The 14,658-nt window shown below is 44.6% G+C and carries 10 protein-coding genes; all 10 read left to right on the top strand.

The window, feature by feature from the left end; translation table 11 throughout:
- The first annotated feature begins 11 nt into the window (after positions 1-11).
- The 10 genes from B8V81_RS05065 (at position 12) to B8V81_RS05020 (ending at position 14,197) form a co-directional block, all read left to right on the top strand.
- Positions 12-446 (top strand): hypothetical protein, encoded by a 435-nt coding sequence (locus tag B8V81_RS05065; RefSeq protein WP_028597600.1) that lies wholly within the window; start codon positions 12-14, stop codon positions 444-446.
- A 20-nt stretch (positions 447-466) separates the two neighbouring features.
- Positions 467-2,050 carry an Hsp70 family protein gene (locus B8V81_RS05060; protein ID WP_028597601.1) on the top strand — a complete coding sequence of 528 codons (1,584 nt, stop codon included), beginning with the start codon at positions 467-469 and terminating at the stop codon, positions 2,048-2,050.
- A 414-nt stretch (positions 2,051-2,464) separates the two neighbouring features.
- Complete coding sequence (locus B8V81_RS05055) at positions 2,465-3,970, top strand: recombinase family protein (protein WP_043110908.1); 1,506 nt, start codon at positions 2,465-2,467, stop codon at positions 3,968-3,970.
- Between the two features lie 695 nt (positions 3,971-4,665).
- Positions 4,666-5,583, top strand: a complete 918-nt coding sequence (locus tag B8V81_RS05050; protein WP_043110909.1) for a helix-turn-helix transcriptional regulator — start codon at positions 4,666-4,668, stop codon at positions 5,581-5,583.
- Between the two features lie 6 nt (positions 5,584-5,589).
- Positions 5,590-6,951 carry a dynamin family protein gene (locus B8V81_RS05045; protein WP_084136608.1) on the top strand — a complete coding sequence of 454 codons (1,362 nt, stop codon included), beginning with the start codon at positions 5,590-5,592 and terminating at the stop codon, positions 6,949-6,951.
- Positions 6,917-9,238, top strand: coding sequence for a dynamin family protein (locus B8V81_RS05040; RefSeq protein WP_028597605.1), 2,322 nt, complete (start codon positions 6,917-6,919; stop codon positions 9,236-9,238). Before B8V81_RS05045 ends, B8V81_RS05040 begins: the two co-directional genes overlap by 35 nt.
- Before the next feature lie 13 nt (positions 9,239-9,251).
- A complete protein-coding gene (locus B8V81_RS05035; protein ID WP_047914210.1) occupies positions 9,252-9,887 on the top strand; it encodes a hypothetical protein in 636 nt (211 codons plus the stop codon).
- Positions 9,888-9,891: 4 nt separating this feature from the next.
- A complete protein-coding gene (locus B8V81_RS05030; protein WP_043110910.1) occupies positions 9,892-13,215 on the top strand; it encodes an ATP-binding protein in 3,324 nt (1,107 codons plus the stop codon).
- Positions 13,212-13,820 carry an HNH endonuclease gene (locus B8V81_RS05025; RefSeq protein WP_028597606.1) on the top strand — a complete coding sequence of 203 codons (609 nt, stop codon included), beginning with the start codon at positions 13,212-13,214 and terminating at the stop codon, positions 13,818-13,820. Before B8V81_RS05030 ends, B8V81_RS05025 begins: the two co-directional genes overlap by 4 nt.
- On the top strand, positions 13,820-14,197 hold the full coding sequence (locus tag B8V81_RS05020; RefSeq protein ID WP_028597607.1) for a hypothetical protein: 378 nt from the start codon (positions 13,820-13,822) through the stop codon (positions 14,195-14,197). Before B8V81_RS05025 ends, B8V81_RS05020 begins: the two co-directional genes overlap by 1 nt.
- Positions 14,198-14,658: the final 461 nt, after the last annotated feature.

Raw genomic sequence — 14,658 nt, 5'->3', positions numbered from 1 at the left:
GGGACACAAAGATGTTTGCTTCTATCAAAAGATATTTCCAACGAAAAAGGAAGTACGAGCTCGGTTTTACGAATGAACAGGTAGCCGCTCTTCAGCGGCTTAGCGGACAATATTTGCTCCGTCTGGAGGACGCCACTAGAATGTTGCCCGAAATCTCGCAGGAACTTGAAGCTTTTTTCTGTAAGAAAGGAGAGGGCTGGGAATGGTTCCCCGATCGTTGGGATGGGAAGCATCTACGAGAGCAGGTTCATCGGAATCCTCGAATGTTTGAACTAGAGAATACAATTCCGGACCTTGATGGTCACAACGTTGAATTTCGTCTGTCGGAGCTTGGGATTCGAAGCATGCGGGACGGTTCTGTGCTGTGCAGAGCAAAGCTTTACGTTTATAAAGAAAGAAGTGATGAAGAGCTTGACGAATTTTTGGCGGAACTTGCAAAAATCTAAGACAGAAGGGGATAAACTGGATGTATTACGTGGGTATTGATTTCGGAACGACAAACAGCTCGATCGCCGTTATCGATAATGAAACGGGAGAAGTGAGGGTTATCGAGCTTGAAGGGGGATACTCTCCTGGGCGTCAACTGCTTCGCACAGTGCTATACTTTAATCCAGATGGTTCAGTTGAAGCAGAAGAAACGAGCGCTTACAACGATTCATTGCGAGGAATCATTTCGTTGAAACGGCACCTCATGAAGGACATCCATTATTCCAGGACCATAAACGAAAAGACGTACTCCTCCGATGAACTGGTTGGTTTGTTTTTGACTGACCTATTAAGGCGTGCGCAACTTAATGCCAGCGATATTTCAAGACTCGTTATGAGTGTTCCTACTCATTATAACGAGGATTTAAAAAGCTTGATGGAAAGAGCCTGCAAGCGACTAGGCATTTCATCAGATGTCATATGGTTCATAGACGAGCCGATCGCCGTTCTCTGGGATTATAAAGACAGGTTCATCAGAGAAGAAACGATGCTAGTATTTGACTTTGGCGGTGGCACGTTGGACCTTGCTGTTATGAATAAAAGCGAAAATGCGAATGGCGTGGAAACGGCGGCTTCCATTTTGAAACAGTGGAATAACGGAAGTACCGATAATTATAGTCGTGGCAAGATCTTAGTCAAAAAGGGAATTGTCGTTGGCGGCGATGACATAGACATGATCATTATTAAATTCATCATCGAAGAGGGTAAGAAGCAGGGGAATCCAGTATGCCAAGCTTTGGATTTAGCCATTTTTGACGATGAGAAACGGATAGAAAATTTAAAGCAGAACGAAATATACCCACTGCTGAAAAAGACTGCGGAGCGGATTAAGATTGCACTCTCCGAGGTAGAGGAGTACAGCACTTCAATGCCGCCACTGCTACCAAAGCACGATCGGGTAGGCATTCGTAGTATCAAGCTAACGCGCAGAGAGTTTGTAAGCCGCTGCCAACCTCTGTGGGATTACATCGAACAAGGGCTGCTGCAAATGAACCAGGAGATGAAGAAAAATGGTGAGTCTGGCTTTGAACGGATCGAGACGGTTCTATTGTCGGGGGGAAGCAGCCTAATTCCGCATGTACATGATATCCTGGAAAAGTTACTTCCGAATGCCAAGCTCGGCATGGAGAAGCAATACCTGCAGACAGCGATTTGTCGCGGCAATGCAAGATACAGTTATAACGATGGGGAGATTCTGGTTGACGATTCCGTAAATGCCGCGTACGGGATTTACAATCACCACGATAAAGAAACTGTCACTGTTATTCAGGAGAGTGACACTTATCCGATCGAGGTGAAGAAGCGGATCGCTACGATGAGACCGCATCAGGATCAGATCGAAATCATTCCGATGGCCCGCAAGGGAGGCAAATATGAACCGTTGACCAAGGCGAATGGATCGGTCTATTATAGAATGAAAATTAGGCCGTCGAGTCGTTGCCGCGATCTTTCCCGCATCAGCGTCACGTTCCAGATAGATAAGGCCCAAAAGCTGAAAATATCGGCCTACGATAATCTTTTTAAAGAAATGATTGGTGTGGAAGAGGTTGATTTGGAAGCCTAACTCAGTTACTACATCTAAGTGTAAACTTCCAATGAAAGTGAAACATCAACTATAATATTTCGAACGATATGTGGACTAAGAAAGTTAGGAGCTAAGACGTATCGATAGGCAATTGTTCAAGCTCGTGTAGGATGAACCTCAGCTCAATACCCTGAATTTATAAGTTTTTTCAGTAATTATATGTCAATACGGTTCATTAGATTTACTGGAATACTGATTATGAAGTGATATAGCGACCATGGACAAATAAATGTCTATGGTCGTTTTTTATTATCAAGTGTCCAAGCCGTATCAGCATATCCTCCATTAGGAGGCGATGCCGGGTGCATGTGAAACTGATTGCGGGCGACTCTAATGACAAAATACGCATGGCCTGTTATGATTATCTCCTAGAGAAGTTCAGGAGGGAGAAACATGATCGCTATTTACGCCAGGGTGAGCACAGAAGAACAAGCAAAACATGGATTCAGCCTGAACGATCAGATTCGTCAGTGTCGGATGAAAGCGGAGACGAATAAAGTTAAAGAATATGTGGACGATGGGATATCTGGAGAGTTTCTAGATAGACCAGCCTTAACCAAATTACGGGAAGATGTTAGAGAAGGGATCATAAACAAAATCATATGTCTGGATCCCGACCGTTTATCGCGGAAATTAATGAACCAATTAATCATAACGGATGAGTTCGATAGAAGAGGAATAGAACTGGTATTCGTGAATGGAGAGTATTCCAAAACCCCGGAAGGAAACCTGTTCTATTCTATGCGTGGGGCGATAGCCGAATTTGAAAAATCCAAGATTAACGAACGAATGAGCCGCGGCAGACGAGAAAAAGCGCGACAAGGTAAAGTGTTGAGAGATTTTCAAGTCTACGGATATAGTTATGACAAAGAGTCGGAGCAATTCCTTGTCAATGAAGACGAAGCTGCAATCGTAAGATTAATTTTTGATTTATTTACACAGCCCAATACATTGGTTCAAGGTTTAAATGGTATCGCACTATATTTAACTAGCAAAGGTGTACCTACCAAACGAGGAGCTCCAGTATGGCATCGTCAAGTCGTTAGACAAATCATAATGAATCGAGCCTATATTGGCGAGTTTTATCAGAATCGTTGGAATACCGAAGGAATGCTTGGCAACAAGCATAGAAAAGATGAGGAAAAGGTTCCAATGAGGGAGAGGCCAAAGAGTGATTGGATCCTGATACCTTGCCCTCCCATTATCGAAGAGGCCCAGTTTGAACACGCCCAGAGACTGCTTTCAGAATCACGTCGAAGATGGGCACAGAAGAGTAAGCATCCATATTTATTAAGTGGCTTGCTTAGATGCGGAGACTGCGGCAATACAATGACCGGACGATTATCAAATAATTGGGGCAAAAAGGTCCCTGAATATACAGATATTAAAAATACAGCCGGTGCAAAACAAAAAGGCTGTGGTAGAAGAATTAAAGCCCAGATGATCGAAGATCAAGTATGGGAGCAAGTCGCTGGTTGGTTAAATAATCCTGACGAAATTGCCGCGGCGTTGCAGCAGGAGAAAACAAAAGAGCCTTTTGAAGCTGGAGAAATAGCTAGGCTTGAAAAGGAAATCGAAAAAACTAAAAACGCCCGAAAAAAATTAATCAAGTTATTTGCAGCCAGTGAAGACGGTATTGGGGAAGAGGAAATCCGGCAGGAATTGAAGGAGTTAACTCAGAAAGAGGAAGCTCTGAATAACCAACTAGCCGAGTTATCGGATATGTTGAATTCTACACAGAACAATGAGTATAACATTAACGTCCTAATGGAAGCCGTTCAGTATTATCTGTCAAAAGGGCAAGACGAACTATCGTTTGAAGAGAAGCGGGATTTAATCCGGCAGGTTGTAAGGGAAATACGGGTGTATGAGGATTCGGTTGAGATTTTTACGTTTTAATACCGGATTGATTCAGGAACGAACCAAGTGTGGCCTGGTAGGATGTATGGATTGAAATTTGGAGCAGCGGCTTGGCGTTTATCCCATTCTAAAAAGATGAAACCTGCTGGTTACTTGCAATGAACTCGGGGATAGTAACTAAAACAAAGCATTGCTAGTATCAACTCCCCGAGCATGAATATCTCTATGCCTTTGCAGGGAAGTCCTGGGGCAAGAAGGAAGCTGTGTCCTTGTTTGATGACCGTTTTCAACAGTACGATCATCAGCACACGAAACATAACTATGCAGGATATGTACTAATGCGCGGTGAATTATTGGCCGCGCATTCTTTTTATTTATTTCACACTACTAGAATAATTGAGTTTTTTCAGTCCAAAAGGTTAATCTGAACCGTTAAGAACGACACTAATTTTTACGTAACAGTAACACGTTGTAACAGGGCAAGGAACCACCGTTGCTCATCGAACAAACAGCGCCGGGCGACTTCTCAACTAGTACATATTTTGAACCTTAAAATACTCTCTACAAAATTCTACAGTATTCGACATATCGAAAAGTGTAATATTAGATCATATGTCATGGATAATTGTAACTAGGATGAATCCGAAATTAGTTAAGTGAAATCTTACTATCCCAATATATGTCCATCCGGTTGTGATATAGTTGAAAAAACTGTTTAAGAAGGGGATATTTGCTTGAACCTTGATTTTAACGGTAATAAAGGATTTCGTCTATTGAATATGCACGAACTGCTCAATAGAGGCGAACTCATCAAGAAGGCAGAGCTTGCCAAGCGATACGGAGTAACAGAAAAAACGATTCAACGTGACATTGACGAATTAAGAGTATATTTGGCAGACACCCGTTTTGCGGAAGGGGAGGTATCCATTATTTATGATAGATTTCGTTCAGGATACTACCTTGTCCGTATGGAGCGCGAGTGGATTACTAACGAAGAGGTTTTAGCTGTATGTAAAATCCTTCTAGAGAGCCGGGCGTTTTGCAAGGAAGAGTTGGATGCGCTTGTCGCAAAATTATTAGCGCAGGTAACGTTAAATGACCGCAAGCAGGTCGAGAACATGATCCGTAGTGAACAGTTTTATTATGTTCCATTGAGGCATGGCAAGAAGCTTCTCGGGACAATATGGGAACTTTCGCAGTATATAACTCAAAACGAAGTAATCCGGATTACTTATGTCCGCAAAGATGGTGTGGAGCGGGAGCATGAATTGAAGCCGGTCGCCATTATGTTTTCAGAATACTATTTCTATCTGGTTGCTTTTATGGCCGATGATCGCCATGATTTCCCTACGGTGTTTCGTGTGGATAGGATCGAAAGGTTTCAAAGTTCTGGAGCCAAATTTAAAGTGCCATATAAGGACAAGTTCAACGACGGAGAGTTTCGCAAACGGGTACAGTTCATGTACTCAGGAGAATTGCGAAGGGTGAAGTTTAAGTTTAGCGGTGATTCTATTGATGCTGTGCTGGACAGGCTTCCGACGGCAGAGATATTATCGGAAAATCAAGGGATTTATGTGATTTCTGTCGAAGTATACGGAAATGGTGTCGATATGTGGATGCGAAGTCAGGGAGAGAAGGTTGAGGTGCTATAGCAACGAATGGAAATTAATCTGCGAAACAATTTTATAACCTCACATAGCTTGATATCGCATCCGCTAAAGAGGGCGAAGAAAAAAACTAGGATTCAATACTATGTCATACTCGAATATCTTGTGAACCGATGTGCAGGTTTTGCCGAATACTCGAAAGCTCGGTTATCACAATACCATGCAATGCTTATCGGAGATGAGAGTGCACTTGTCTTAACTGATGGGAATCGTGAACGCATGATTCGTTCAATGGTCAATGACTGGTTAAGACCATGGATGTGGAAATATCGCTTCTGGCTTATGTGTGACATTGCGCTTATCGCAGCGGATAAAAACGCAATTGAGAAAGCTCTAAAAATCTTAATGGGATACTTGAACAAACGGCAGTCTGCAGCAATAGGTAACCTGGTGTCTGCCTTATTTACTGATGAGACTATCCCGCAAAAGCTATTGTTTGCAGAGGGGTTGATTCACCAGTTTCGGTTAAACCGAAGATTTGTTGCTCAACAAGAAATACGAATTTTGATTACAGCCAACATGAGCGCTGGCAAGTCTACGCTTATCAATGCCCTGATCGGCAAGCAGGTTGCCCGAACGTCACAAGAAGCTTGCACAGCGAACCTATGTTACTTATTCAACAAGCCGGTTGAAGATGGATCGATTCATTTGCTCGGTCCGCGGCTCAATCTGTATGCAGCATACGACGATCTGATGAATGCGGGGCGAGCAGGCAGCAGTGAGATCGCCTCTTTTTTCCGTTCTTTCGTACATTCGGATTCGCCAAGTCGAATTTGTCTGATCGATACTCCCGGTGTAAATTCCGCGATCAATCGGGAGCATGGCGAACGTACTCGTAGTGCGCTGCGTGAAGAGCATTACGACAAGCTCATCTATGTACTAAATGCTAACCAGCTCGGGACAGACGAGGAGATACGTTACTTAAAATACGTTTCCGAATATGTACCAAAGGACAAGGTCATTTTCGTGTTAAATAAGCTTGATAATTTCAAAAGTGCAGACGATTCCATCGCCTCAAGCATTGAGGGTGTCCGAAATGATTTGCTTCATCTTGGATTTGAAGAGCCTGTAATATGCCCGTTGTCTGCATACTTCGCACTATTGTTGAAAATGAAGATGTATGGCGAGGCCATGACTGAGGATGAGCAGGATGCGTATGACTACTATGTAAAAAAATTCAGCAGGGCTGAGTATGACCTGTCTGTCTACCTTCCTAAATCCAGCGCTCAAGTGCAGGCTGCAGAAGACAAGCAATCGGCACTAGCAGTGAGTAGCGGGCTTTACGGTCTGGAAAACATACTATACGGAGGAAAGACCGATGAAAAAAGTATTCGTGAAATACAATCCATATAAGCTTGAAACGGAAATCACTGTTGAAGGGAAACGTTTGGCACAAAACAGCAAGCTTGGCGAGAAAGCTGCCGACGGCTCCCGATTGCAGGATTGGGTAGAGGAACTCCCGCGCATCCTTATCGACGAGTACAATGACACGGAGTTTGAAGTTACGTTCCACGGCACGCTGCTCGACTACGAGGACTTGGTCGATGTATTCACTAAAGCATATGAGAAGAATGATTTAAGAGCAACGATTAAGCGTAAGGCTGCCAAAGAAACATCGGATAAGGAAGCTCTCATCGATGATGTGTTCAAACAAGTCCAGCAAGGTCCGTTCGATGAGTTGAAGGATGTGGAGATCGTGAGCGCATTCGAGCATGCCAAGAGCAGCGATTTTGAGGTTTGTGTGGTCGCAACGATGAGCGCCGGCAAATCCACGCTGATCAACTCGGTGCTCGGCGTAAAGCTGATGCCCTCCAAGCAAGAAGCCTGTACTGCTATTATTACACGGATTAAGGATATCACCCAAGACGCAGTGCCATTCAAAGCGGAAGTTTATAATAAAGAGGACGAGCTGGCTGAGACGCACGCCAAATTAACATATCCGATCATGGAACGATTGAATGCCAGCGAGAATGTTTCCGCTATCCATGTCTCAGGAAATATTCCATTCGTTTCGTCGGAGGATGTTTCTCTTGTACTAATCGATACGCCGGGGCCAAACAATTCACGCGACCCCAGACATAAGAAGGTCCAGAGCGAGCTTCTTGGCAAGTCATCCAAAGCGCTAGTCCTTTACATTATGACAGGCGAATTCGGTACGGACGATGACAATGCACTGTTGAGTCGGGTCGCTGAGAGCATGAGTGTCGGGGGTAAGCAGTCGAAGGACAGATTTATCTTCGTTGTCAATAAACTGGATGACCGCAAGAAAGAGGATGGCGATACGAGCCAAACGTTAGAGCGTGTACGTGCTTACCTGAAAAACCATGGTATAGCGAATCCGAATTTGTTCCCTGCTTCCGCCTTGCCTGCGCTGAACATCAGGCTCATTGCAAGCGGAGCGGACGTGGATGTGGACACGATCGATGAGACGGAGATGAAGATCAAGAAGTTGAACCGCAACGAATCCTTGCATTTTGAATCGTATGCCGCGCTCCCCCCAAGCATTCGCGGCGAGATCAACGAACAGCTTGCGGCTACAAGAGCAGCATGGAATGGCAGAGCTAATGAAAATCCGGATGAAGCATTAATTCATACCGGCGTCGTTTCTATCGAAGCAGCTATTCGTCAGTATGTGCAGAAATACGCCAAAACGGCAAAAGTTAAAAATATAGTGGATACGTTTTTGCACAAGTTAGACGAGGTGGGCGCCTTTGAGGAAACAAAGCGTGAGCTTGCTCATAATCGCGAGGAAAGCAAACGGATCGTGAGCTTGATCGATTCGATCCGCAAGAAGATGGACGATGCACGTGATGCGAAGAAATTTAGGGAAAACGTTGATGATGCTATTACCAAGGTGAAAAAGTCTTCCGAAGTAGTCGTTGAAGAAGTAATAGAGAAGTTCCAAAGCAAGATCACCAAGCGTATCGACGATTCGCGAGGTCAGGAGATTTTACATGATGAGGTCAAGGACGAAGTTGATCGGTTGAATAAGTTCGCAAAGAAATTAGAACCGGATTTCGAAGAAGATCTTGATGATCTCATCCGAAATGACTTAGAAGAGACTGGAAACGCCTTGTTAGCCGAATATCAGAAAAAGCTTCGCTCTTTGCTTGAAGAGGTGGATACCAAGGATCTCAATGGTATAACCATTGATCCTTTTAAGATAATGAATGGAAGTGTCCAGGCACTCGATTATTCCGTAAAGCATCTTGAACATGAAGAAGAGCGGGTTGTGGGTCAGGAAAGTTATGAAGTAAAAGAACGTACAAGAGGCTGGTTTAAAGGCATTGCTTTTTGGCCTAAGGATGAATATGTCACCAAGTACAGGGATATTCGTAAAACCATTCGCTACATTAAAGGCGATGAACTGGCGCAATGGTATTTAACCCCTGTACAGGAAAGCTTATACGATAACGGCGATGCTGCTAAAGAATATGCAATTCAGCAGTCGGAACGAATCGCAGCACGCTTTAACAAAGAGTTTGTGCGGCTTGATGGTATACTCAAGGAAAAGCTTGCCGAACTGGAGAGTTATGCTACCGATAAAGAAAAAGCCGAGGAACGTATTAAGGAATCGGAACGCAAGCTGAGCTGGCTGGAGCAGATCAAGGCCAAAGTGGAACTAATAGTGGAAATCTAAGGGGGGCACCATCGTGGCTATTACGAATGCTTTTATAAACGCAGTTGAAGCAGGAAATGTCCGAAGTATCCGTATTATGATGAAAGATAGTCTGCTTGTTGACCCGACATTTGCTGAATTCAACCAAATGGAACAGTATGCTCGAAATATAAACGGGCTTTATGATGAACATGACGGTCGGGAGCTTAAAGAGGATAAAACTTCCTGGAACGACGACTACATGAATAAACTAATGGTTCAGGTTGTCGGCAACTTCTCGCACGACCGGATCAGTCGTCTCAAGGAGATCGTTAGACATCTACGCCCGGTTGCTTCAAATACACCAGCAAGACATTCAAACGGCAACGGGATCAGTAGTGTTCCCGGTAATAGCAGTAGCAGAATGGATGTTGCTAATAATGGTAACTATCCCTTTCGCCAACCCTCCAGCAATTCATGGAGATCATCGCCTCCCAGTTCCCGGCAACAGCAGTGGATTGGTAAGCAAAATAAGCGATTGCGTACTACCAGAGTCACAACAGGAGCCCTCGCAGGCGGAGTCGTTGTCGGTACGGCCACAGCCATTGGCGGAGGCAGCTTTATCGCAGGTGCTGCTGTCGGAGCGGTCGTCGTTGGGGCAGCAGTATTCATTGCAACGCACAGGAGGTAGTCGTATGAGTGATTTTGTAGATTTGACCGGCGGGAAGACTATGTCGGTGAGCGAACCGTCGGAGCCAACGCTTCCGCCATCGCCTAAAAGCAATGTTCCGAGCTATAACGTGCTTGAAGGTCAGCTTACCGAAGCAAGCTTGCTTGTTGATGACATCGTGCTCAAAAACTATTTAACTAAGCTGACTGACTTTGACATTATTCCGCTACCTGATAGTCTGAAGCAAATTAGCGATATTCGCATGTTTAAAATAACGGAAATGGTTTACCAGAATCATGAATATTCAACCTATAAATTTGCTTCAGTTTTCAATGCGGTGCAAAACCTGAACTGCGGTGTGTTTATTATTGCCGACAGCAACGGCGAGAAAACCGACTTTTATATGGGCGTGCGCGCACTTGACGATAAACGAACAACAAAATCGCTCAAAGATACGTTAAGAAATGCGTTGCGCGGTCAGTTCCCCGGTGTAAAGACGGTCGATCTTCTCGACTCTGCTGCGGAAAGCTTTCTTGAGAACATTCCGTCGGGAAATATCGCGTCGGTCTCGTGTGTTGCCAACAATAAAGATGCGGAATTCACTGACAACGAGCGGTTTATTCAAGGACTCGACAAGCTTGTACTTGCCATGCAGGGTCAGCGTTATACTGCCGTTGTGTTAGCCAAAAGCACGCCGTCCGCTCAGTTAGCAGAAACCCGCCGCGCCTACGAAAATATGTACACACAGCTTTCACCGTTTGCCAATATGCAGCTAAGCTACGGCACAAATACGGCTATAAATGTATCAAATGCTTTTTCGCAAGGAACGACAACAGGCACGTCGCATTCGACAAACCGCTCGACCCAAACCGGCACCAGTCGTTCAACGAGCTCGACGATAAATGAATCCGAAACGAAGACTGATACCGCCACTATGGTTATGAAAGGGGTGGGTGCAGCATTGCTTGGCGCAGCAGGCATTGTTACCGCTCCGCTAACCGGGGGCGCCAGCCTCGTTGCAGCAGGAGCGATTATGGCAGGCCATGTTGGCCTTAGCGCGATCAATCCCAAGTCAACAACGAAAGGTACATCCACGAACGAAAGCTACTCCGATAGTTCATCGGAGTCGTTTGGGGAGTCGGATACGACGAATGAAAGCACGAGCGAAAATAGCACCAAAACCATGGGTTTAGTATCCGGGACGTCGGATAACATGCAGCTTACAACGCAAAATAAAACGCTTATTAACACGCTTGAGCGGATTGATTTGCAGTTAAAACGTATTGATGAATGCGAAAGTCTCGGCATGTGGGAATGCGCTGCTTATTTCTTGTCAGACAGTCAAGAAACGGCGGAGATGGCGGCAGGCACCTATCGAGCATTGATGAAAGGCGAGAAGTCCGGTGTTGAAACATCGGCGATCAACTTCTGGGGGCGCCAGCATACAAAGCAGATTCCTATGCTTCGGGAGTACATTACGAACTTTATTCATCCCGTCTTTGCTTATCAATCACATTCGACGAGGTTGCCAGTGACAGCCTCATCGCTCGTAAGCGGTAACGAGCTTGCGATTCAGATGGGACTTCCCCGCAACTCGGTATGCGGCTTTCCCGTCATTGAACACGCTGATTTCGGCCTGGAAGTGGTCAAGTACAATCAGCGTAGTAATCGCGAGAGCAGCTTTATTCTGGGCAACGTATTCACGATGGGAAGCGAAACGAATACGGAAGTGCGTCTTGACCGTGATTCCATGACGATGCATACGTTTGTGACAGGCTCTACCGGTTCCGGCAAAAGTAACACCGTGTACGAACTACTCAATCAATTACGGAACGTCTACGATATTCCGTTCCTAGTCATTGAGCCTGCTAAGGGCGAGTACAAAAACGTTTTTGGGCAATTTGCCGACGTATCTGTATATGGGACAAATCCCAAGAAAAGCGATTTGCTCCGGATCAATCCGTTCCGGTTTCCAGCCGACATTCATGTTTTGGAGCATTTGGATCGACTTGTAGAATTATTTAATGTATGCTGGCCGATGTATGCCGCAATGCCCGCCATCTTAAAGGAAGCGATGGAACGATCCTATACTGCGGTGGGCTGGAATTTAAGCGCCTCTGAAAATCCGAAAGGTGATATATATCCAAACTTTGCAGATTTATTAGAGCAGATTGAAACCGTAATTAATGAGTCCAAATACTCGTCTGATAGTAAGAGTGACTACTCCGGTGCCTTGTGTACCCGTGTCCGATCGCTGACGAATGGGTTAAATGGTCTGATTTTCACAAGCGATGATTTAACGGATACCGAGTTGTTCGATAGGAGCGTAATTGTAGATTTGAGCCGTGTCGGATCGACGGAAACCAAGTCGCTTATCATGGGACTGCTCGTTATGAAGCTCAATGAATACCGGATGACCTATGGTCAAACGAACAGCTCGCTTAAACATATCACTGTGCTTGAGGAAGCACATGTCTTATTAAAGCGCACATCAACAGAGCAGTCCGCTGAGAGCTCCAATCTTCTCGGTAAATCGGTAGAGATGCTTGCCAATTCTATTGCAGAGATGAGAACGTATGGAGAAGGCTTTATTATCGCCGATCAATCGCCTGGGCTATTGGATATGTCGGTCATTCGCAACACGAACACCAAAATTATTCTGAGATTGCCGGAACGAAGCGACCGTGAGCTTGTAGGGTATGCCGCGAATCTGGATGAAGAGCAGATTGGCGAGCTGTCAAAGCTGGAGCGTGGTGTAGCGGCTATTTATCAGAATGATTGGGTAGAACCTGTATTAGTTAAGGTGAATAAATGTGATATTGATGGAAAGCGCTACGACACCAAAGCGCATAATTCGGCAACAGATGTCCGGAAGGTTTGGACACAGCTCCTGTCGTTACTCATCCAGGGGAGAGTGCGTGAACACCTGAACTTTGATTTAAGCGAAATTGAACGTGGGGTGACTATGCTTCAATTATCCTCTCACAACAGGGAATTTGTCGAGGAGCAAATCATTGAGTATCAATTAGAGGGTAAATTGTCCTTGTGGAGTCCTTCGGAATTTATTAAGCTTTCCCGCCGCATTACGGGTTTGCTTGGTGTTCGTGCGCAAGTCGAAAGCTATGTGGCTACTTCCGTTAACAATTCCGAGCTGACCAGGAAGCTTGCAGGGCTCGTGAATCAATTCGTATCCCATGCCTCCGAAGAAGTGACTCTTGCCGTAAGCCAGTGCTTGATGAAGGATATAAGTGTACAGCAAGAGGAATCGGAGGTTCGTGAACGGATATATATGCAATGGATCGATGAGATAAAAGAAAGTTTTAGGAAAAACGGCGGGGTGAATATATGAGCATTGCTTCGTTTAAAGAAATAACGGAGATATCGCAAAAGCGGTTCTCCGACAGTCCGCTCGGCAAGATGACGGAGAATAAAACATTCGAAAAACCGATGAGCGAGTATGATAAGCCATTAGGCGCTGTGCTTGATAATTTTAGGAACTGTCCTATTGAGGGTAATAATGGTCATTGGGATGGCGAACGCGGCGATTCCAAATGGATTCCCGACCAAGATTATGTCCCGCCTGAAGTGAAAGGAAAAACCCGTTCCAACCCCGATGGCTTAACAATGGGGCAGCTGCTCGACAAATACGGTATTGATGGCGGAATAGTTTATAAGGACGGCGAGCCCGATTTTAGCGAGGTTAGCAAAGGTACCGTTGAGATTGAACCGTTCTCTACCGAACGTACGGATAATTTCGACAAGGCCGATCTAGCGCTGGCCCAACAAAAAGGTTGTACACCTGAAGAAGTTGCACAATGGCGCAAAGACAATAATTACACGTGGCACGAATGTAAGGACATGAGAACGATGCAGAAAGTCCCCAATGAAATTCATGCAAATTTTTCGCATAGCGGCGGAATTGCTGAAGCTAAGAAAGGTAAAGGTGATTCCTAATGAATAATCCGGTGTTTGGTAAGCTTATTTTCAACATCGGTTGGAAAGCTGAAACGGAGATTTCGCTTTTTAATAAAAACTATAATGTAATCATCAAAGCGGCAGCATACTTTGAAAAAGACGGTATCACCGGAGAACAGGAAGCGGCGATTGTTGATTTCGATGACCATAAGAATGAACGTTTAAAAATGGTCGAAAAGCTGCTAACTGATTTTTCTGAAGGAGATGCCTCTCAGCAATTTATTCCACGTACCTTATTGTTCCAACGTAATGGCAATTATGCCTTGCTTCTCGATGATAAAGAAGATGAAGATGAAGGCATAGCAGTTTGTCTTCTACCAGAAGCGAAGATTGTATCTCAGGATGAGTATCTTTAATTTATCTTTAGCCGAGTTTCGTAAAATTGATGGATTTCATCGACTACGTTCTTAATGACATAATACCAAGAAGCTGATAGACAGGAAGGTTAATGATGCGACCTTAGACAGATAAATGTCTATGGTCGTTTTTTCTTAACAAGTGGGGTTACACAGTAATGGGATATCACGGAATGAACTTATTAAATAGCTCAATGGTACTGAAGCGATTGCTGCCGTGATTCAGCATCATAAAGTGCTCGATCATGAGCTTAGCTGTTTGTGTAAAGGTCCTTATGTTATAATTTTAGGCATAGATATTTAGTGGGCTATTTCCCGAATAATACAATTATAATCAGGCGGTGATTCATGTGAACCGGATGCAGGACATAAATAAATACATTAAACTTACAGGCGATCGAGCGAAATTAGATGCAAAAGCTTATGGCACATACATTGTGTATAAGACAAGCGATGGTCAT

This window comes from Paenibacillus pasadenensis (assembly GCF_002864175.1).
Lineage (GTDB): Bacteria > Bacillota > Bacilli > Paenibacillales > Paenibacillaceae > Paenibacillus_O > Paenibacillus_O pasadenensis.
The sequence above is the reverse complement of the archived record's forward strand: the minus strand, read 5'-3'. Positions and strand labels throughout refer to the sequence as shown.